At 62.9% G+C, this 21,285-nt stretch carries 17 protein-coding genes; 6 read left to right on the top strand and 11 right to left on the bottom strand.

Annotated features, from left to right (window positions below; translation table 11 throughout):
• Positions 1–34 precede the first annotated feature (34 nt).
• From D7S89_RS18505 to D7S89_RS18520, 4 genes are all read left to right on the top strand, one after another.
• Complete coding sequence (locus D7S89_RS18505; RefSeq protein WP_121279671.1) at positions 35–640, top strand: rhomboid family intramembrane serine protease; 606 nt, start codon at positions 35–37, stop codon at positions 638–640.
• Positions 641–1,019: 379 nt separating this feature from the next.
• Complete coding sequence (locus D7S89_RS18510; protein ID WP_121279673.1) at positions 1,020–3,203, top strand: PAS domain S-box protein; 2,184 nt, start codon at positions 1,020–1,022, stop codon at positions 3,201–3,203.
• A complete protein-coding gene (locus tag D7S89_RS18515) occupies positions 3,200–3,847 on the top strand; it encodes a response regulator (protein ID WP_121279675.1) in 648 nt (215 codons plus the stop codon). The genes D7S89_RS18510 and D7S89_RS18515 overlap by 4 nt, the downstream gene beginning before the upstream one ends.
• A 154-nt stretch (positions 3,848–4,001) precedes the next feature.
• Entirely contained in the window at positions 4,002–4,418 is a 417-nt protein-coding gene (locus D7S89_RS18520) for a response regulator (RefSeq protein ID WP_121279677.1), read from the top strand.
• A gap of 2 nt (positions 4,419–4,420) precedes the next feature.
• On the opposite strand, the gene D7S89_RS18525 is transcribed toward D7S89_RS18520, so the two are convergent.
• The 10 genes from D7S89_RS18525 to D7S89_RS18570 all read right to left on the bottom strand — a co-directional run bounded on the left by D7S89_RS18525 (position 4,421) and on the right by D7S89_RS18570 (position 17,819).
• A complete protein-coding gene (locus D7S89_RS18525; protein ID WP_183085271.1) occupies positions 4,421–4,726 on the bottom strand; it encodes a hypothetical protein in 306 nt (101 codons plus the stop codon).
• A 260-nt stretch (positions 4,727–4,986) separates the two neighbouring features.
• Positions 4,987–6,006, bottom strand: a complete 1,020-nt coding sequence (locus D7S89_RS27520) for a glycine-rich domain-containing protein (RefSeq protein ID WP_183085264.1) — start codon at positions 6,004–6,006, stop codon at positions 4,987–4,989.
• A gap of 15 nt (positions 6,007–6,021) precedes the next feature.
• Positions 6,022–9,414 carry a bifunctional diguanylate cyclase/phosphodiesterase gene (locus D7S89_RS18535; RefSeq protein ID WP_245983048.1) on the bottom strand — a complete coding sequence of 1,131 codons (3,393 nt, stop codon included), beginning with the start codon at positions 9,412–9,414 and terminating at the stop codon, positions 6,022–6,024.
• A gap of 432 nt (positions 9,415–9,846) precedes the next feature.
• Complete coding sequence (locus tag D7S89_RS18540) at positions 9,847–10,935, bottom strand: porin (protein WP_121279681.1); 1,089 nt, start codon at positions 10,933–10,935, stop codon at positions 9,847–9,849.
• Positions 10,936–11,185: 250 nt separating this feature from the next.
• A complete protein-coding gene (locus D7S89_RS18545) occupies positions 11,186–11,956 on the bottom strand; it encodes an SDR family NAD(P)-dependent oxidoreductase (protein WP_121279682.1) in 771 nt (256 codons plus the stop codon).
• 118 nt (positions 11,957–12,074) lie between these two features.
• Complete coding sequence (locus D7S89_RS18550) at positions 12,075–13,097, bottom strand: aromatic ring-hydroxylating oxygenase subunit alpha (RefSeq protein ID WP_121279684.1); 1,023 nt, start codon at positions 13,095–13,097, stop codon at positions 12,075–12,077.
• Positions 13,090–14,127, bottom strand: coding sequence for a Rieske 2Fe-2S domain-containing protein (locus D7S89_RS18555; RefSeq protein WP_245983049.1), 1,038 nt, complete (start codon positions 14,125–14,127; stop codon positions 13,090–13,092). The genes D7S89_RS18550 and D7S89_RS18555 overlap by 8 nt, the downstream gene beginning before the upstream one ends.
• A 38-nt stretch (positions 14,128–14,165) precedes the next feature.
• A complete protein-coding gene (locus tag D7S89_RS18560) occupies positions 14,166–15,410 on the bottom strand; it encodes a cation:proton antiporter (protein ID WP_121279686.1) in 1,245 nt (414 codons plus the stop codon).
• Between the two features lie 108 nt (positions 15,411–15,518).
• Positions 15,519–16,964: an NAD(P)/FAD-dependent oxidoreductase gene (locus D7S89_RS18565; protein ID WP_121279688.1), complete on the bottom strand. Its 1,446-nt coding sequence runs from the start codon at positions 16,962–16,964 to the stop codon at positions 15,519–15,521.
• 141 nt (positions 16,965–17,105) lie between these two features.
• Positions 17,106–17,819: a hypothetical protein gene (locus D7S89_RS18570; protein ID WP_183085266.1), complete on the bottom strand. Its 714-nt coding sequence runs from the start codon at positions 17,817–17,819 to the stop codon at positions 17,106–17,108.
• A gap of 779 nt (positions 17,820–18,598) precedes the next feature.
• Between D7S89_RS18570 and D7S89_RS18575 the strand changes: the two genes are divergently transcribed.
• The gene (locus tag D7S89_RS18575) at positions 18,599–19,684 is read left to right on the top strand and encodes a tartrate dehydrogenase (RefSeq protein ID WP_121279690.1); all 1,086 of its coding nucleotides are present in this window, start codon (positions 18,599–18,601) and stop codon (positions 19,682–19,684) included.
• A gap of 40 nt (positions 19,685–19,724) precedes the next feature.
• Here the strand turns inward: D7S89_RS18575 and D7S89_RS18580 are convergent, their stop codons facing one another.
• Positions 19,725–20,600, bottom strand: coding sequence for a LysR family transcriptional regulator (locus tag D7S89_RS18580; protein WP_245983052.1), 876 nt, complete (start codon positions 20,598–20,600; stop codon positions 19,725–19,727).
• A 183-nt stretch (positions 20,601–20,783) separates the two neighbouring features.
• Between D7S89_RS18580 and D7S89_RS18585 the strand changes: the two genes are divergently transcribed.
• Positions 20,784–21,191 (top strand): DoxX family protein, encoded by a 408-nt coding sequence (locus D7S89_RS18585; protein WP_121279694.1) that lies wholly within the window; start codon positions 20,784–20,786, stop codon positions 21,189–21,191.
• The last annotated feature ends 94 nt before the right edge of the window (positions 21,192–21,285 follow it).

Below are 21,285 nucleotides of genomic sequence, written 5' to 3' on the forward strand. Positions count from 1 at the left end.
GTAGTTACCCGCGGCCCCGTGCCGCTGATCGTCCATGACGCTTTTCCTCGTCGCATTGAACGTCGTCGCGTTCGTGCTCGAACTGGGCGACTTCGAGCGCATCATCAATGTGTTCGCGCTGTGGCCGCCGGCCTCCGCAAGCGTCGCCGGCGCGCCGCCGTTTCATGTCTGGCAAATCGTCAGTTACAGCCTGCTGCACGCGAACACGCCTCATCTGCTGTTCAACATGCTGGGCCTGTACATGTTCGGGCGCGAAATCGAACTCGCGTTGGGCCGCGCGCGGCTCGCGATGCTCTATGTCGCGAGCGTCGTCGCCGGCGCGCTCATGCAATTGCTCGTGCTGGCCGTCTCACGGCCGCTCGGCTATCCGACCGTCGGCGCCTCGGCCGGCGTGTTCGGGCTGCTGCTGACCTACGCCGTGCTGTTTCCGCGCCGCCGCGTCGTGCTGCTGTTTCCGCCGATCCCGATGCCCGCCTGGATATTCGCTACGGGCTACGCGATCCTCGAGCTCGCGCTTGGCGTGAGCGGCACGCAAGCCGGCGTCGCGCACTTCGCTCACCTGGGTGGCATGCTCGGCGCGCTCGTGTGCCTCGCTTATTGGTACTGGCGAGCTCGAGCGTCGAGACGACACGTCGATTGATCTGTATCAATCCGCCCGGTTATGCACTGGCTAGACTCGAGTCAACTTGAGTCAACGTCACGCAGTCACACGGTCACCCGACCGACGTCTCCGCAACGCACAGGCAGACTGCCTGCGCGCCTTCGTACGCCCGTCTCCGCACGGGCGTCTTTTCTTTCGTGCAGCCGTATCGACGGAGCTGTGCTCATACGCGTCTGTCGATATGCAAACGGCATCGATACGGCCAATATCATTCCCTATTCATCCGAGCATTGGCAGCACGGTCCGAAGCGAGCACAATCGCCCCAAGCTCGGTATCGCGGCAAGTCGGTACCGCCGTTTCCGGTTGCCTCACGCAAGGTAAGGGGCGACGGAAAACCTCCACGACGGCAGGATACGCATGACCGCTTCCGGTAATTCGTCTCCCCCTGCCGCCCTGTCCGCCCGTGCGCGGGCCGGAGCGACGTTTCTTCGAGGCCCCGCGCTTGCCGCGGCAGCGACAGCGGCGGTCGTACTCGTTGCCACGGCAGCGGCATCACTGCTCGTGCGCGCGCACCTGCTCGATGAGGCCGAATCGACGTTCGAAGTGCGCACCGTGCGTACCAGCGCCGAGATTCGACGCGAACTCGTGCTGTGCACGCAGATTCTGCGCGGTGCGGGCGGGTTCGTGGCGGCGCAGCCGACCGCGCCGGGCGACCTGTCCTCGGCCGATGCGTGGGATCGCTACATTGCGCGCCAGGCGCTCGACGATACGCCGCCCTCCGTGCGTTCGCTCGGCTATGCCGCGCTGACGGCCAACCTCGCCGACGTGCCCGCGAGTAGCGGCGCCAACGCCGGCACTGGCACCGGCGCGGCCGTACCGCTCGCGCACATCATGCTGACCTGGCCGCAGCACAGCGAAACGCTTGATGGACAGGATCTCGGCGTACGTGCCGAGACACGCGCGGCGTTGCTGCGTGCGGCCGACACGGCGCAGATCGCGACCGCCGTCCGGCAGGAGTCCCACGAAGCCGACGCCGGTGAAAGCGCAACCCGCGCGCGCGTCGACCTCTATCTGCCCGTCTACCGCAATACGCCGCCTCCGGCGTTGCCCCCCGCCCGGCGCGCCGCTCTGGCCGGCTTCGTATTCGCGCGGCTCGACACCGATTACCTATTCGCCAGCGTGGCCGCGCGTGCGCCGCGCATGGAGCTGCACGTGACAGGCGGTACGCCGTCCGTCGTGCTGTATCCGCCCGGTGGCACGAGCAACGAAGGAACCGAGCAGTCGCGTTTCCATCGCACCGAGACGCTGCGCTTCGGCGGCGAGACCTTCTCGCTGACCTATGCGACGAGCGACCCGTCGCTCACGGCTGCTGCCGACTTCGGCAGCAGCGCGACGCTGGCCGCCGGGTGCGTGGCTGCCCTGATCGCGAGCGGCGCCGCGTTTGCATTCGCACGTCGGCGTGGCACGCCCCTTACCGAAGCGGGGCTCGCGCGTTCGCTCTCCACGCTGAACGAAGCACGCATGATGACGATCATCCGTTCGTCGTCGGAAGCCATCATCACGATCGACGACGCTCAACGCATCGTCATCTTCAATCCGATGGCCGAGCGCATCTTCCGCTGTTCGGCGATGGACGCGATCGGCCAGCCGCTCGATCGCTTCATCCCCGAACGCTACCGGCAAGCGCACAGCAAGCACGTCGAGCAATTCGGTGCGACCGGCGTCTCGGAGCGGAAAATGGGGGGCCAGCGGGTGCTGGCCGGGCTACGCGCCGACGGCGAGGAGTTCCCGGTGGAGGCATCGATCTCGCAGACACCCGACGGCGACGGCACACGCAAGTTCTACACGGTGATGCTGCGCGACGTGACCGAGCGCATGAAAGCCGACGACGATCTCAAGAAATCGCGCGAGGCGCTGCGCAAGCTGTCGGCCAATCTGCAAAACGTGCGTGAAGAGGAGAAGACGCGCATTGCACGCGAACTGCATGACGACCTCGGGCAGCAGCTTACGGCGCTGAAGATCGATCTATCGTCGATCGAGCTCTCGCTCGGCGCGAACGAATCGGCATCGCCGGACGTCCTCGCGCAACTGCGCGGCATGCGTCGCATCATCGACACGACGGTGGCTTCCGCGCGGCGCATCGCGGCCGACCTGCGGCCCGTCATGCTCGACGATCTGGGGCTGCTCCCGGCGATCGACTGGCTCGTCAACGATTTCAGGACACGCTACGGCATCGAGGTCGAGCGCCGCATCGAGCCTGGCGACGTGATGTTCTCGCGCAACGCCGCCACTGCCCTCTTTCGCATCGCCCAGGAAGCGCTGACCAACGTCGCTCGGCACGCCGACGCGACACGCGTTACGCTGACACTTGTCGTAGAAGGAGCGCAGTGCAAGCTGTCGATCGCCGACAACGGTCGCGGGGCGGCCGAGCCCGGCGCGCTCGACGCACACGGGGAGAAGTCGTTCGGCTTGCTCGGGATTCGGGAACGGGCGCATATCCTGGGCGGCTCGGTGTCCATCGAGACCGCGGTCAAGCACGGGTTCGCGATCACCGTCGTATTCCCGCTGGCCGCCATACAACAGGAAGAGGCCCTGCCATGACCAAAGTCCTCCTGGCCGACGACCATACGCTCGTACGCGATGGTCTGCGCCACATTCTCCAAGGTACCAGCGGCTTCGAAGTCGTCGGAGAAGCTTACGACGGGCCGACGACGATCGCCCTCGTGCGGGCAACGCCGGCCGACGTGCTGGTGCTCGATCTGTCGATGCCGGGCCGCAACGGCGTCGAGCTCGTCAAGCAGATCAAGGACGAGAAACCATCGCTGCGCATTCTCGTGCTGACGATGCATGCCGAACAGCAATATGCGGTACGTGCGTTCAAGGCCGGTGCGTCGGGCTATCTGACCAAGGAAAGCGCGAGCACCGAACTGGTCACGGCCGTCACCAAGGTATCGGCGGGCGGCGTCTATGTGAGCCTGTCGATGGCCGAGCGGCTGGCGCAAAGCCTGAACGAGCCGACTGACATGCTGCCCCATCAGCGGCTGTCGGATCGCGAATTCGACGTCTTCCGGCGCATCGCGGCCGGCCAGACGATCACCGAAATCGCGCACGAACTTTGCGTGAGTGCCAAGACGGTGAGCACCTACAAAACGCGCATCCTCGAAAAAATGCAGATGCCGCATGAAGCGGCGCTGGTACGTTATGCGATTCAGCACAAGCTGTTCGACGACAACGAAGGGATCTGAGCGCTGCGCGTCTACGTCGAGGACGCGCGCCGGCCGTGTAGCGGGTCGATGCGAAAACGCGTAGGAAACGCCCTACACGGCACTTCCCGAATGCCTACCGTATCTTCCTACGGCGCCACTTTTCTTTCGGCCGATCAAAGTCGATACTCTATTCATGGATCCGACCACCTGCCCACCACTGAGAGTCTTCGTCGTCGAAGACTCGCTCCTCGTACGCGAACGACTGGCCGCGCGCATCGAACCGCCGTCGGGCAACGCGTGCATCGTCGGCGAAGCGGAAGACGTCGAGACGGCCCTGAGCGGCATCGAGGAAAGCGATCCCGAAGCGATCGTGCTCGATTTGCGCCTGACCGACAGCCATGGCATCCACCTCCTCGAGGCGCTGAAGAACCGCACCGATCCGATCGTCACGATCGTGCTCACGAATTATTCGACGCCGCACTTCCGCAATGCGAGCTTCAGCGCAGGCGCCGACTACTTCTTCGACAAGACGACGGAATTCGATCTAGCGATGGACACCATCGCGCAGCTTGCACACGAGAAGAAAATTACGCGCGAAGGCCCAGCCTGACCCTAATGCAGTAATTGCGCGGCATCGCCGCGGCTGTTCGTGAGTGCGCGCTCGGCGCAATCGAAGGCGGCGCGCACGGCCGCTTCCGGGTCCGCGTTCGTGAAGTGCGGCATCGGCACCAGATCGTTGTTGCGCGTGATGAGATCGAGTCGTGCGTCGTAGCGACGCCCCCGTGCATCGTCCATCGCTTCGATCGCCAGATGGCAGCCGCTAATACTGGTAGCGAAGCGCTCGAGGCGCAGCAGTTGTACCGCAGCTTCGGCCTCTATCGGCGCAGCCCCGGCAAACCCGAAGTACACGATCTGCATGCCGATTCCCATTTGCCATCTCCCGCCCCCGTGCGCCCACATCGGTTATTCGATTGGCGGTATGCCTCATGGCCCTTGCCGCTGATCGCATCTTCGCGCGGTTGGGCATGGACACGTTGACCTGTATCAACGGAGTGCGACGTCGTCGCATACACGGCCGCACTGCGCCGTGGCGCTTCATCTGAAGGTTGGTTTGATCGACGAACGCGGGGCATCGACGCGTAATCGATGCCCCGCGTGCCCAGTGAGGGCTAGCCAGGTCAGGCGTGCAGGACGCGAGCGGTGGATGCGGCGGAGTCAGCCGGAGCGGTACTCACGACGCAGTAGGCAGGGTGGCTCGGAGCGGTGCTCACAACACAGTAGGCGGGGTTGCTCGGCGCGGTGCTCGTTACGCAGTACGCGGCCTTGCTCGGCGCGGCGCTCGTTACGCAGTAAGCGGCCTTGCTCGGCGCAGCGCTCGTCACGCAGTAAGCGGCCTTGCTCGGCGCGGCGCTCGTCACGCAGTAAGCGGCCTTGCTCGGCGCAGCGCTCGTCACGCAGTAAGCAGCCTTGCTCGGCGCAGCGCTCGTCACGCAGTACGCAGCCTTGCTCGGGGCAGCACTCGTCACGCAGTAAGCAGCCTTGCTCGGGGCAGCGCTCGTCACGCAGTAAGCAGCCTTGCTCGGGGCAGCGCTCGTCACGCAGTAAGCGGCCTTGCTCGGCGCAGCACTCACCACGCAGTAGGCGGGGTCGCTCGGGGCAGTACTCACGACACAGTAGGCGGCAGAGGCTTCCTTGACCAGTGGCCGCACGCAATACGCGGCCGAAGCTTCCTCCGTCAGCGGACGTACACAATAGGCAGCCGACGCTTCCTGCACCAACGGCCGCACGCAATACGCCTTGCCCAACGCATCGGCCTCGCCGAATTCACTCGCAGCCAACGCATTGCTGACTGCAGCCAGCGCATGAAGACGAGCTTCGTCCTCGGGACCGTCGATGCCGACATACGGATCGTGATGCAGCATGTGACCGAAGATGCGTTCGCAATCGGCACCATAGCGCTGCGTGTCGAGGATGTGCATATGCCAGAACTCATCCACCTCCTCGCTAGGCACCACGGGCGTTTCCGGATGCTTGGCGGCGAGCTTCAGGAACTGACGGTAACCGGCTTCCGCATGCGCGACCGCTTCGCGCGTCATCGCACCGTGATGCCGATGCAACAGCTTGTCCTGGATGCGCTCGAAGTCGAGTTCGTCGATGGCGTTCCACATGCCGGCAACATCACGCGTTTGGTTTTTCATGGTGGTCTCTCCCTTTCAGCTATGGTATGAGCGGTCAGAGCCTGTGCCCCGCACGCTTTTCGTAGTCGGCATCGGCGCACTGCCGGTGCCGGTTTGCAACGGACGTCCGAGGAAACCCCACACGTCGTCGGCCGGGATCGGGCGGCTGAAGAAGTACCCTTGCACTTCGTCGCAGCCTTCCCGGCGTAAAAAGTCGATCTGCGCCTGCGTTTCCGCACCCTCGGCGATGACGGTCAAACCGAGGCTGTGTCCCAGCGCGATCACGGCGCTCGTGATCTGCGTATCGCTATGGCTGTCCGGCACGTTGCGGATGAACGAGCGATCGATCTTCACGAGATCGATCGGGAAACGATTGAGGTAGGCGAGCGACGAGTAGCCCGTGCCGAAGTCGTCGATCGACAGGCGAACGCCGGTCTTCTTCACGCTCGTGAGCCAGCGCGCGGCCTGCTCCGGATGGCGCATGACCATGCTTTCGGTCAGCTCGAGCTCGAGCAGCTCGCCCGGCAGGCGCGCGTCCTCGAGCGCTTCGATGATGCTCTCGTGCAGGTGCGGATCGGCGAACTGACGTGCCGACAGATTGACGGCCACGTGAATCGACAACCCATTCGCGCGCCACTCCGCGGCCTGGCGGCAGGCTTCGCGCAGCACCCATTCGCCGATCGGCACGATGGCGCCCGTCTCTTCGGCCAGCGGAATGAAGTCCGACGGCATGACCAAGCCCAGCTGCGGGTTGTTCCAGCGAATCAGCGCCTCGACACCTGTGCAATGATTCGTGCTCAACTCGATGCGCGGCTGATAGAAGAGCGTGAACTCGCGGTTCTCGATCGCATGCCGCAGTTGTGCCTCCATCTCGACACGCCGTTGCAGCGACATGCTCATCTGCCGCAGATACATCTGATACGTGTTCTTGCCGCGCTGCTTCGCCCCGTACATCGCGATGTCGGCATGCTTGAGCAGCGTTTGCGCATCTTCGCCGTCGCCTGGGAACGAGCTCACGCCGATGCTCGCACTCACCTGCATCTGCATGCCATTCACGACGAACGGCTGGGCGAGCGCGCCCTGAATGGCGTCGATCGTATGCAGCACGTTGATGCCACGTTCGTTGCGCTGCTTCACGAGCACGATGAATTCATCGCCGCCCAGACGCGCGATCATGTCGGCGTCCTTCACTTCGTCGCTCAAGCGTTCTGCTACGGCACGCAACAACTGATCGCCGGTGTTGTGGCCCATCGAATCGTTGATGTCCTTGAAGCGGTCCAGATCGATGAACAACACGTTGAGCGCGGTGCCGTCCTCATCGGCGCGCACCAGCGAGCTTTCGAGGTGCTCCTTGAACATGAGCCGGTTCGGCAACCCGGTCAGCGCGTCGTGCGTCGCCAGGAAGTGCAGGTTGTCCTCGGCTTGACGGCGTTGCAGGAAGTGGCTCATCTGGCTCGTAATCGAGCGGGCCATCGCCAGCGCATGCTGCTCGAGGTGACGCCGCTCGCGCGAATAGAATTCAGCGGTGCCGAGCACCACCGAACCGATGCGCAGCGGAAACGAGAACGTGGTGACGATATGCGCCTCGGCCAGCCAGCGTGCGGTCGACAGCCCGGCCACATGCCGGCCGACACGCCAAGTCGGTTCGGGCGACAGGTCCTCTTGTTTCGACATCCCACGCACGCGCGACAGCAGCCACGGCTCGAGATCGACGGCATGAGCGCAATAGGCCGCGCAAAGCAGCTGCTTCAAGCCTTCCTGGGTCGGCCAGAACGCGCCGGCGTCCCAGTCCATGCCCCTCGTCAGCGACCCGACTAGCTGCTGGAAAATGTCGAATTCGTTGGCGGCCGTCGCGAGCTGCAGCGTGAAGGCATGCTCGAGTTCGCGCACGCGCTCGACCGACTTTTGCTTCGTGATCTCGAGCGCCGTGCCGCGCAGCACGCGCGAGCCCGTCGCGCCCTGCGCCTGGCCGACCACGCGCATCCAGCCGCGCCGGCCGCGCCGCGAACGGTAGCGGCATTCGAGTTCGAACGGTTCGTGCGTCTCGAGCGTGTGCTTCACGTGCTCGATCAACATGTGGCGATCGGCGGCGTCGATGGTGTGCACGAGGACCTTCACCGATGGCGACACGGACCGGCGCCAGCCGATCAGCCGCGCCATCTCGCCCGACAGGTGAGTGGTGTTCGCATTGAGGTCCGCGCGCCAGTCGCCCAGATGGGCGATGCGCTGCGCTTCGGCACGCGCCATTTCGCTGGAGCGCAGATCGAACGTGATCGCGTCGGCCAGCTTGACCGCCCTGGCTCGCGAGCTCGACAGCGCATAGGTCAACCCCGAGAGCAGCGCACTGATGATGAGCCCGGTCCCGAGCGCGACGTCTGGCAAGTAGCCTTGCGAGCCGACCAGGTCGTCCGGATAGGCCGTGAAAACGATGGTCCAGCGGCGCCCTGCGAACAACTGCGTCGCGACGCGCTGCAACGGCTTCACGCTGGCATGGCGTTGGATGTCGTCCGCCGCATTCACTACAGCGCTACCGCTGGTCTTCGCTGCGGTGGAGCCCGCGATCGGCGGACCTTCGATGCTGTCGAACAATAACGTGGACGGCGAAGGTGAAATCGCCGGCGTGCGCATGTTGCCCGCGTCATAGATCCTGAACTTGATCACGCGCAACGTCTCGGCGCCGAGCAGACCCGACATCATGTCCTTGATGCGGATGCCGGCACCGACTGAGCCCACGTACGCGCGTTGCCGCTCTTCAGTCGTCCCGGTGGGCATGCCATGCCGGTAGACGGGCAAACGCATCGCGATCCCGACGTACTGCGCGCCGCGATTCGCAAACAGCGTCCGTCCGCTGCTGATCGCCTGCCCCGATGCGCCCGACACTTCGAGTGCATGGCGGCGCTGCAGATCCGCGCTCATGTCGATGCCGAGAGAAACGAGGTTTTCCTGCAACGGCTCGACGTACGTCACGACGTTGTAGTCGGGCCGCGGGCCGGGCGGGCGAATCACGAACCTCACGCCCGCCGCGCGCAGCATCGGATCTCGATTCTGCTTGGCGACGAATGCCGGCAGGTCGGCATTGCGCACATAGGCCCCATAGCTGAGGGCCTGAAAGCCCGGATAGCGGTTCGGCAGATCGAGCCCTTTGACGAATTCGCGAAACTCGTCGCGTTCGACCGCCGAGTCTTCGGCGAACAGTGCACGCATCGTCACCAGCACGTCCGAATAGAGGCGCACGCGCGTCGCGATTTGCTGCTCGACGCTGCGCGAATCGTTGTCGAAGCGCAGGCTGGCTTCGTGGTCGACGAGGCCCTTGCTCAGCGAATAGACTGCGAACGCCGCGGCCACGCCGAGCACCAGCACCGCAACGGCAAACCCTGTTGCGTACTGGTTGCGGCAAAAGCGCCGCATACGTTCGAATGTCCTGCGCATAGCTTTCCCCTGGCAGTGCCGTATGACACTGCGTTGCGCACCCGTGAAACTTCCCGTGCACTGGGGAGCGCTTCGCATGCGTGCCGGGCAAGCACGACGCAGCCGCGTTCTCCAGCGACGCATTCGTCTGTCGATTAAGCAATTACCGTGCTTTTAGCGAAACCTTTACCGATTGCTGGTAAAGCACCCCATGGAAATGGGCTGGAAATGAAGCACGGCCTCCCGAACGCCCCGGTAGGGCTCTGAGAATGGCTTTGTTCTTCTGCTTATGTGCCGCAGTGTTTTGTCAGAAGAATAACGTTTAACGGCTTCATTTCAACAGTCGGAAACCCTATCGAAATTAACCCGTAAGCTATCCTCCTAATCAGAGGAAAATTTAATTCAGATCAAATAAATGAATATCACAGGGAAAAACCCCTACTCCACAAGACCCTAAAACAGGTGTCGGATCCCTAGTGAAACGATCGTTTGGGCATTCGAACTCGAAGCGGGCAGCAAGAACAATTGCGCCCGCGTATTGCCCGACGCACGCAGATAGACGGCGTTCAGATAAATATCGGTCCGCTTGGACAACAAGTAATCGGTACCCGCCACGACCTCGCTCCAATGCGTGCTGCCGAGCTTCGAGTAGGCATAGCTGGCCGCCAGCGACAACGCGTAATTGAGCGAATATTTCACGCCACCCTCGCCCGTGCGCAGCGTCGAGCTCGCGCCGCCCTGCTTGAGGTCGACCGAAGTGAACACGCCATGCAAATTCGCCGGCCCGAGTTGATAGCCGGCTCCCAGGCCCCATTCCGTCAGCTTGTCGAAGGTCTGAAACGGCGACAGCAGACCTTGCGACGCCGCGCTCACGAGCGATTTGCCAAGCACAGCCGTGCCGATGCCGAAGGCCTGCGTGTAGTTGTGGATTTCGACATAGGCCGCGCCGGCATGGAATGGCCCGTTTTTATACGAAGCGCCGAACCCTGCCGCGCTGTTGGCGACGAAATTGCCCGCTTGGCCGCCGAACGAATAGAGCCCGCCAAGTTGCAGGCCCGCGAATTCGGGCGTGACGTAGCGCACCGAATTGTCGATGCGCTCCGCGCCCAGCCGATCCAAGTCGCCGAGATGGAAAGCGAAGACCGATGGCGTCACGGTGCCGGCCGAGAATTCGGTCAGGTTCGTCGTCGTGAAATCGTACTGGCGCCCCAACGTCAGCGTGCCCCATCGATCGCTCGAGATGCCGACGAACGCCATGCGGCCGAATTCGAGGCCGCCTTGCGAAAAGCGCCCATCGTTGATCGTGAACCCGTTTTCGAGGCGAAACACGGCGTGATAGCCGCCGCCGAGATCCTCGTCGCCACGCAGGCCCCATCGATTCGATTGCCCCACCCCCGCCGATTGCGCCCAGGCTCGCCCGCCCGCTTCGTTCGAGATGTATGACAGAGCGTCGTCGACGATGCCGTACAGCTGGACGCTGCTCTGAGCAGATGCCACGTTCGCCAAACCGCACAACACCGCGCAACCGATCCATCGATTCATGGTTTTCCCCCTAGGTCGTTGCCAATCGCGAACGAAGTGGGGCCGTTGGCCCGGCCGCCACGCCTTGGGAGAAGCATAGGTAAACCATCAGACGGAATGGGGTACGTCTCGCTTTGTAAATGAAATGTTCAGCTAATTAAATCGGAAAGGGAGCACTGAAAGAGGAAAGGAACGCGCCATCCGTGCGTCACTCATGCGCATCGGGCATCGGGGCAAAAACCCCGATGCATGCCTGCTCACGCGAAAACGATCAGCACATCAAAATCCCACCGTCGACGGGGAAATTCGCGCCCGTGATCCAGTTCGACTCGTCCGACGCGAGAAACACCGCACACCACGCAATGTCGTCGGGCGTGCCGAAGCGCTTGAGCGGAATGCGCGCGAACATGCGCTCGCGCGCCTTGTCGTCATCGGCAAACGCGCGTTCGGTAGCCGGCGTCATGATGAGGCCCGGCGAAATCGTGTTGGCACGGATCGTCGGCGCGCCTTCGACGGCCAGTTGGCGCGTCATCGCGAGCACCGCACCCTTCGCGGCGCAGTGCGCGGTCATGCCGAACACCGTCGACGCGCGAAACGCCGCTACCGAAGCGAAGTTGACGATCGATGCGTTCGGGCTCTTGCACAGATACGGCCACGCATGATGGCAAGCCAGGAACACGACGTCGACCTCGCCCGACAGCGTCGGCGACCACTGACTTTCGTAGTCCATCTCGGCGAGCGACGCCGTATGCGGCGCCGCGGCGGCCGCATTGACGAGCGCGTCGATGCGGCCGTAGCGTTCGCCCGCATAATCGACGTAACGCTTGACGTCGGCCTCCCGCGTCAGGTCGCATGGTGCGACGACGTCGATCGTCAGGCCCTGTGCCTTGGCTTCGTCGCGCGTAGTCGCGGCCATTGCCGCATCGATGTCGCAGCCGATCACCGTTGCACCTTCACTCGCGAAGCGCAGCGCACAGCCCTTGCCGATGCCGCCCCCGATACCTGTCACCAATGCGATTTTTTCTTGCAGTCTTTTTTGCATACCTCGCTCCGCTCCTCCTATCAACTTGCGTTAAACGAAGGCGCCGACTGCTCCCTCTTCCTCTCCGAGCAGTGGCGCGTTGGGGCACCCAAGGGCCTGTTCACGCTGATAACAGGTCCTAAGCCGGCATACCGAGCAGCGCACGCACGTCGCGCCCCGGGTTCGCATCGGCGGCATACGAGAAGTCGCCCGCATCCTGACGCTTGGCGATCTGTTGCAACAGGAAGCGATAGCGCGCGCCGGCCCCGTCGAAGCGCGAGAACAGATCGCGTCGGCCGGCGGCCTCCGCATAGCGGCCGCTTTGCGGGCCGACCATCACGTTGTCCTGCGGGCCGACGATGTATGGCGTCTTCGGCATCAGAAAGCGCAGTGGCACGGGTGCCGACGTCGAATTGATCGCGAAGTTCAGGCGGCAGCGGTCGCGCGACTCGGACACGCATGGATGAAACAGCTTCAGGTCGACGCCGGGCGTATAGCGGCCATACGCGAGCGCGACCGAGCTGCGCACGTGCACGTGAATGACGGCGCGCACATCCTGAAACCGCGACCGCACGCCACCGAACCAGCGCATGATCGGCGCGACCGTCTTGTTCTTGCAGGTGCGGATCATCGTGACGGTCTCGGACGTGTACTGCACCTCGATGCGGTCTTCGTCGGCACGCTCGTCGCCGAGCACATCGGCGTGCAGGAAATCGGCGTGCGTGAGATCGAGCAGATTCTCGATCAACAAGGCCGAGCAGCAGTCGAACCGCACCGTGCCGTGCATGTAGGGCGGCAGCCCGCCGTCGTACGGCAGATACGGCACATCGGGCACCAACGTATCGCTCGCGTGTTCGGGGTCGCCGTACCACACCCACACGTAGCCGTAGCGTTCGAGCACCGGATAGTCGTGCGAACCGTCATCGCGGATGTTTGCGCGCACGGGCCCGTCAGGACGACGCTTCGACGCGCGCAACCGCCCTTTCACGCGCCACAGGTAGCATGGTTCGGATTGGACCTGCCGTCGCGCGACGGACTCGTCGACCTCGTGCCCGTGCGCGACGGGCAGCCACGCATCGCGCAGGTCGAACCGGTTCGGGATCCACTCGCGCTCCAGATACCGCTGCGCGGTGGCGGCTTCATCGAGCTCGAGCTTAGCCATCGATCGTCCCCATGTCCTTTGCCATCATTTCGCTCACCTGTGCGTCACGGGCCGGTTCGTTCGCGCGCAGCAGCTGCCGCCAATCACGCGACGAAGCTACGTCGAGTCTTGCAAGCGCGTGCGCATCGATCTGCGCGCGCATCTCGAACGGCCTGCGCCCCAGCTTCGCGCCAAGCCTGAAGCGGACCGCATCGAGCCCACCGGCCGTCGCCAGTACGCCGCCACGCCACAGCACGGCCGTCGTGCCACGCGCGGCAGGTGTGATGCCGATCGCGGCCCAGAGCGCGAGTTCTTCCTCGCTCGTGTAAAGCTCGATCGTCGTCAGCGCGCCGCGCGCCATTGCGGCTACGCTGAGCGACCACGGGTATTGCGTGACGAAGCGATGATTGCGCTTGCGCGACGCCCACACCACGCCACGCTCCATGCTGACCAATGTGCCGTGCGGCGCAGGATCGGCACTCACGTAGTTCGTGATGCGCAGCCCCGCGATGTGCATCAGCAGTTCGGGATCATCGACAAGCGCGGCCACATACTGCTCATGGGACAGGCCCACCGTCACCGATCCCGAAAAATGTTGCGAGCAGGCAGCCGGCACCGCAGCGAGACCGATCGGCTCGTCATCACCAGCAGATTGGGCGCGGATCAGCACGAACCCGTCGCGTTCGAGCACGCTGTAGGCACGCGCCGCATAGTGCGACGGCACGCGTTCGCTGGTCGACAGATTAGGAATCGTCACGCAGATGCCCGTGATCCCGTCGTAAGTCCATCCGTGATAGCCGCATTGCAACTGCCCGTCGGAGGTAATGCGGCCCAGCGACAGCGGCGCGCGCCGATGCCGGCATCGATCCTCGAGCGCACGCACGGCACCGGTCGCATCGCGATACAGCACGACGGGCTCGCCGTCGCACATCACACCGAGCGGCACCTTGCTGCTGACCTGTTCCGACAGCGCCACCGGCCACCAGCGCGCATCGGCGCGACGCACGAGCAGATTCGCGATCGGCTCGCACGATTCGTTCGACATGTTCATCCGTTTTCCCTCGTGATCGTGATTGAGCGAATGTCACGCTAGCTGGCGGTCACCGCATGACGCACGTCGCGCCGTTCCTCCCGCGTCCACTTGTGCGCCCAGCGTGCGCTGAGCGCGGTCATCGCGAGTGTCGCGATGAGCAGCACCGTATAGAGCGATGCCGGGATCAAGTGCAGCTGCAAACCGATGCTGAGCACGAGCAACTCGACCGTGCCGCGGCTGTTCATCAATGCCGCGACCATGCGCGCTTCTTCCGGCTCGATACGGCACAGCCGCGCGGCTGCGTAGCACCCGCCGAACTTGCCGGCCACGCCGCCCACGAGGAATAGCAGCAACCATCCCCACAGCGTGGGCGAGTGCAAAGCGGAAATCGAAGCTTGAATGCCGACGCTGACGAAGAACAGCGGCGTCAGCACGAGTTCGGCCAGGCCCGCGAAACGCCGACTCCACAACTGCCGCAGATCGCGCCGCGCCGACATGTTCACGGCTGCGATCAACGCACCGAATGCGCTGTGGAAACCGAGCGTCGTCGCCACCCATGAGGACAGCAGCAGATAGCAAAGTGCGCAGATCAGGAGCGCCGAGCTGCTGCCCGAACGACGCACGGCATCGAGCAGCCGGTGCACGGCAAACCGTACGACGGTGATCGAAACCGCAAAGAACACGGCAAGCAGCAGCAGGTTGTGCAACATCGAGCTTGGCGAGAAGCCGGATGTCGCAATGGCGCCGACGCTCGCCAGCATGATCCAGCCCACGGCATCGGTCACCGTCGCCGCGAGAAGCGACAACTTGGCACTGGCACGATGCGCGATGCCGGCCTCCTCGATGATGCGGGCCATGACGGGCAAGGCCGACACCGACAGGGCGATCCCGCAAAAAAGGATGCTCGCGAGGCGCGGCACGCGCGGTGCAAAAGCCGTATCGGCCAGTGCCGCGATCGCGCAACCGATTGCGAACGGGCAGATCATGCCAAGCGCCGCGATCAGAAACGGCGCAAACGATGCCGACCGTGTCCTCGGCATATCGCCGACGATGTGGGCGCCCGTCTGGAACATGAGAAAGACGAGACCGAGCTCGCCCAGATGCGAAACGATCGACGTCGATGCGGGGCTGAACAGCGCCTGATAGCCGGCACCGCCGATGGCTCCCAGCATCGACGGACCCAGCAGCAAGCCGGCCAGCAGTTCGCCGATGACCTTGCCTTGACCGAGGCGGTGCGCGAACGCGCCGCAGACGGACGTCGCGACGATGACGATACACAGCTGAAGCATCCAGTTGCTCATGGGTAGGGTCGCCGTTCGTGATGCCGTTGATCTGCCGCTCCGATCGAGCGCAAGGACGATCGGAGCGTGCAGCGGGCGACGTACGCCGCCCGCTGCTTTCTCCGTTGCTCAGACCGTGACGGCCACGCGGCGCAGTCCGAGCCGCGGCTTCGTCGACACGTACAGCCCTTCGAGCGCCATGTCTTCCGACAAGCAAGGCAAGCCTTCGATGGCGTCGAAGAAGCGCGCGTTGTCTTCGGCTTCCTTCGATCCAATCTTGTCGCCGAGCTGCGACTTGTCCTTGCGCATCGACAGGTTCTCGTCGACGCGACGCGCCATCTCGCCCATCAGGTGGGAAGTGACCTGCTCGACATCGGCGATGTCCTCGAGGCCCGAAACCAGATTCAGGAATGCGCGATGGAGGTCGCCGGCCTTGAGCGTGTAGTGACTGAGCTCGTCGGCCTTGCTCCAGTAGCCGAGCTTGCCGTGCGCTTCGTAGAACGTCTGCACGAAGATCACGAACCGCACATAGGCCTGACGGTAGCTGCTTTCGTAGTAGGCGCACGCCTCTTCTTCCGTCACCTCTCCGCGCAAGATGCTCGCGATCGATGCGGCCGACAGCATGCCGCTGTACATGGCCAAGTGCACGCCCGTCGAGAGCAGCGGATCGAGGAAGCAGGCCGAGTCGCCGGCAAGGAAGAAGCCCTTGCCCTGGAACGCTTCGCTCGCATACGAGTAGTCCTGTTCCGTCTTGATCGGCGAAACCAATTCCGCGCCTTTCACGAGATCCGTCATCAGCGGGCTCATCGCCAGCGCGTTCTCGTAGAGCTGCTCCAGCGAATTGTTGCGGCGCGCTTGCGTAAACGCATCGCGGTGCTGGACCAAGCCGACGCTGACCGTGCCGTCGGAAAGCGGGATACCCCACCACCAGCCGTCGGGAACCGAGGCCACGAGAATCGCCCCTTCGGCGCAATCCTTGGGCCAGTTCGCGTTCTTCCAATAGCCCCACGCGGCGATGTTGCGGAAGATGTCGTGGAACTTGCGGTTCTCGAGGTAGCCCGTTGCCATGACACCGTTGCGGCCCGACGCATCGACGAGGTAGTCGAACTCGATCGTCTGCAGCGACTCGCTGCCCTTCACACTGCACACGGCACGGCGCGGGCGGCCGTCTTCGAATTGCAGCTCGCGCACGGTCACGCCCTCGTGCACCTTCGCGCCCATCGTGCGCGCATGACTCAGCAGCAGATAATCGAAATCTTCACGGCGCACTTGATAGCTGTAGCGATACGATCCGCCCAGCTCGCCGAAGTCGAGCGTCCACGTCTCGCCCTTCCAGTTGAAGTACGCACCTGGCTTGCGTTGGAAGCCATAGCTGTCGAACAGTTTGCGCGCGCCCATGAGACCGACGATCTCCAGGCACGACGGCAGCAGCGACTCGCCTATGTGATAGCGCGGAAACACTTCGCGATCGAGAACGGTGACTTCGACGCCCTCACGTGCCAGAAAACCGGCCGTGGTAGCGCCTGCGGGCCCGCCGCCGATGACGAGAACCTTCGTGTAACGCGGTAAAGACATACTGCCTCCTATTGGCTGGCTAGGACAGCCCGCGCCGCGAAACAGGCAGCATGCGGGCCGAAAACGAATGCTTTCTGGCGATGCCTACGCTTGACGGCAGACCTCGCCCTACCGAAACCGGCATTGCGCCGGCCACCCGCGTTACGCGGCTGCCTGGAACTCGCCCAGTGCGATCTTGTTGATCTCGTACTTGTGATCGAGGAATTCTCGGAAGCTCGCGAAGTGGTCGTCGACGATGCTCACCGCCTCCATGCGCTTCTCGTCGGAAAGGTGCTGATCGAGGAATACCGACGAGTCGATCGAGTTGTCGACTTCGCTGTCGATGTGCTCGGCGCCGAGGTAGCGCAGGGTGTTGCCGGTGTCGGCCTCGTACATCGCAGCGAGGCGGCGCGAGGTCGTAAAGAACACCTTCGACGTGGCTTCGCCGGCCTCCATCGACGCCATCTTCAACAGCGGGCACTCGCCACAACGGCGTGCACGCGAAATCAGCGAATACATGTACTTGCGCACCGTGAAACCGAGGTCGTCCCAGATGACACGGATGGCGCTCTCGCAGTCGTGAGCCTTGTCGTTGACGCCCAGGATCTTGATATCCGAGACCATCATGCCCCAGTGTTCCGCATCCACATTGACGTGCGCATTTATGGCGCGCTCCAATTGATCACCAGGATTTTCGTAGTGGTAGTACATCTTGTTAATATCGCGGAACGTCATGGCGAGGTGAATCAGCAGCGGCGACCAAATGCGCATCAGTTCTTTGATCTGCGGCACGGAAATGTCTTCGAGCTGCGCAAATACCGGGTGACTCAAAAGAGCAGCTTTTTCGACACGAATGCGATCGAAGATCTGTTTCATGGCAGCAATTCCTTTTGGTTGATTGTGGGACGAACGGATAAGACATAGGCCCCGCCTGCCGCGACGGCACCCTTTTCTGCAAGATCAAATCGATAGGTACGAAAAGCCCAGCTGTGCGCGGCGCGCAACTCACGCTCGGTCAAGAAAAAGCCGGGAAGATGATGAATGCGACGGCGTCTGCTCCACCGTTCACACGTTAAAAGCTCCTCGATTCGTCTCGCGACCTGCCGAAACGAATTCGATCCACGAAAAGCAACAAAGCTGAGGCAAGCTCAGTCTCTCTCACACCCTGCGCTTCCGATTTTTGACACGACCTTCGTGCAGTCATTGCCGTGTCAGCGAATTCAGTCTAGCTAAAAATCAAATCTTGTCAAAGCATAATGAATCGATCGGTGCCCGCCTTTTTTGGTAGGGGAGCCGCACATCAATCGATTGATGAAACGTTACACCGTCAATCTTCGCTGTTTAGCAAAAATCCTACGCAACCCACGCATTTCACACTACCACCTACACCTCGAAAGAGGGGACACACCAACCAAATCGAATCGTTAAAACGTCAACGATTCAACATTTATTCACCACCCGATCCGGGTATATCTAAAATCTCAAAAAATTACTCACCAAATAACAACCACCCAAGAATTATTGGAAGTTTTACCGAGACGATCAGCATTCGCCCATAGAAATTACCGGTGCATGCCCGGCAACACGACACATGCGGCTAAAATCGCTCGAACGGACAAGCGCAAGCGGCATCACGCCGCCAAAGGAGCATTCGAATGAGCAGCAACTACCGCATCGCCGTGATTCCTGGCGACGGAATCGGCGTGGAGGTCATGCCGGAAGGCCTGCGCGCGCTCGATGCCGCCTGCAAGCGTTTCGGCATCGGCCTCGAGTACGAGTACATCGAATGGGCAAGCTGTGCCTACTACGCGCGGCACGGCCAGATGATGCCCGACGACTGGAAAGCGCAGCTCGAGCGCTGCGACGCGATCCTGTTCGGCGCCGTGGGCTGGCCCGCGACCGTTCCCGACCACATCTCGCTGTGGGGATCGCTGCTGAAATTTCGCCGCGAGTTCGACCAGTACGTCAACTTGCGTCCGGCACGCCTGTTCGACGGCGTGCCGTCGCCGCTCGCGGGCCGCCGCGCGGGCGACATCGATTTCTGGATCGTGCGAGAGAACACCGAGGGCGAGTACTCGTCGGTAGGCGGCGTGATGTTCGAGGGCACCGAGCGTGAGTTCGTCGTCCAGGAGTCGATCTTCACGCGCCACGGCAGCGAGCGCGTGCTCAAGTTCGCCTTCGACCTCGCCCAGCGTCGCGCGCGAAAGACGCTGACGGTCGCCACGAAAAGCAACGGCATCGCCATCAGCATGCCCTGGTGGGACAACTGCGCCACCCGCATCGCCGCGCAATATCCCGATGTCGCATGGGACAAGCAGCACATCGACATCCTGTGCGCACGCTTCGTGCTGAGCCCCGATCGCTTCGATGTCGTGGTCGCCACGAACCTGTTCGGCGACATCCTCTCGGACCTCGGTCCCGCCTGCACGGGCACCATCGGGCTGGCGCCGTCGGCGAACCTCGATCCCGAGCGACGCTTCCCGTCGCTGTTCGAACCCGTGCACGGCTCCGCCCCCGATATTGCAGGCAAGAACGTTGCCAATCCGATTGCGATGATCTGGTCGGCGGCGATGATGCTCGACTTTCTCGGGCACGGAGCGGGCGCCGAGCGAGCCGCGCACGACGCGATCCTTGCCGCGATCGAAGCGACGCTGAAGCAAGGCCCGCACACGGCCGACCTCGGGGGCAAGGCGAGCACGACCGAAATCGGCCGGGCCATTGCGGAGCGCATCGCCGGTTAGTGACGACGGACGCCGCGCTTTAAGGGTCCGCGCTTGCGACTTACTTGAAACGCGAGTCTTCGCCTATGAAGTCGAGAAACGTACGGACTTTCGACGAGAGGTATTTTCGGCTTTGATAGACGCCGAACAAGTGAGCATCGAAGACGCGGTACTCGGTCAGTACCGCTTCGAGCCGCCCTGCTTCGAGGTCGCGAGAGATCTGGCACCTCGGCAGTATCGCCAAGCCCATGCCTTCCAGCGCGGCGAGCCGGAGCAACGATTCGTTGTTGCTGAGCAGAACCGGCTCGAACTTCACCGCCTCTTCGCCGTATGGCCCCTTCACCTCTATGGCGGTGCCGGCAGGCAGCAGCGAGTAGCCGAGCATCGCGTGGCCCGCGAGCTCGGCTACTCGCGTCGGACGGCCTGCGCGGCGCAGATAGTCCGGAGAACCGACGACATGGAACGTCACCGGAGCGATCGGCTTGGCGATCAAGGTCTGGCCGAGGCCCAGCGGATTCGTCACACGAAGCGCAAGATCGAATCCTTCCTCGACGAGATTGACGAAGCGTCCTGACAAATCGACGTCGAGCCGCACATCTGGATAGCGCGCGCGGTAATCGTTCAGTAGTCCGATGAAATCGGGATTGACCATCCACACGGGTACGCTGATCCGCAAGATACCGCTCGGTGCAACCGTGGCCTTGGTGACGACCGATTCGACATCTTCGAGGTCGTCGAGCATCTGTCGCGCGTGATCGAAGTACACCGCTCCCGCCTCCGTCAGGCTCAAATGACGGCTCGTGCGATTGAGCAGCAGCGTGCCGAGACGCTGTTCGAGGTGCATGACGTGCTTGCTCGCCATCGCCGGCGACATGTCGAGCCGACGCGCCGCGGCCGCAAAGCTCTTCAATTCCACGGCCAGGCGAAAAACCTTCATGCTCGTCAGCGTATCCATCCGATCGTCAACCAGGAGTAAATGATGGATCAATCATAGTCGAGTTGATCGGCACAACCGACTTTCGTATCGTTCGCTCAAGCGGAGCGGCGGCATGCCCTGACCGGCATCGCCGCCGCTTTGCTCGTTATCGACTCCTCTGTTTTCATCGTTCGACGCTACGAAATGATCAACAACCACACCGCTCCTTTTGCCGCCCTTCTGCTCCGCGTGAGCCTCGGCATCCTGTTTCTCGCACACGTCGGCCTCAAACTCTTCGTGTTCACACTGCCGGGCTTCGTCGGCTACTTCGCCTCGTTGGGGCTGCCGGCCATCGCCGCCTATCTGACGGTCGCGCTCGAGCTGTTCGGCGGACTCGCGCTGATTCTCGGCATCTACGCTCCGTGGGTGGCCGTGCCGCTCGCAGCCGAAATGCTCGGCACGGTCGTGATGGTCCACGGCGCGAATGGCTGGATGTTCACGAACAAGGGCGGCGGCTGGGAATATCCGGCCTTCTGGGCCACGGCACTCGTCGTCCTGTTTCTGCTCGGCGACGGCGCCTATGCACTGCGTCCCGCCGTGCGCACGAAATAGCAAGAGAAAGGACTTCGTCATACAAGGCGCGTTGCAGCCCTTCAACAGAGTGTTTCATCGGCGTGTCTCCCATGCGCACGCCGATAGCGGCATA

Origin of the sequence: Trinickia fusca, assembly GCF_003628145.1 — a bacterium.
Taxonomy (GTDB): domain Bacteria; phylum Pseudomonadota; class Gammaproteobacteria; order Burkholderiales; family Burkholderiaceae; genus Trinickia; species Trinickia fusca.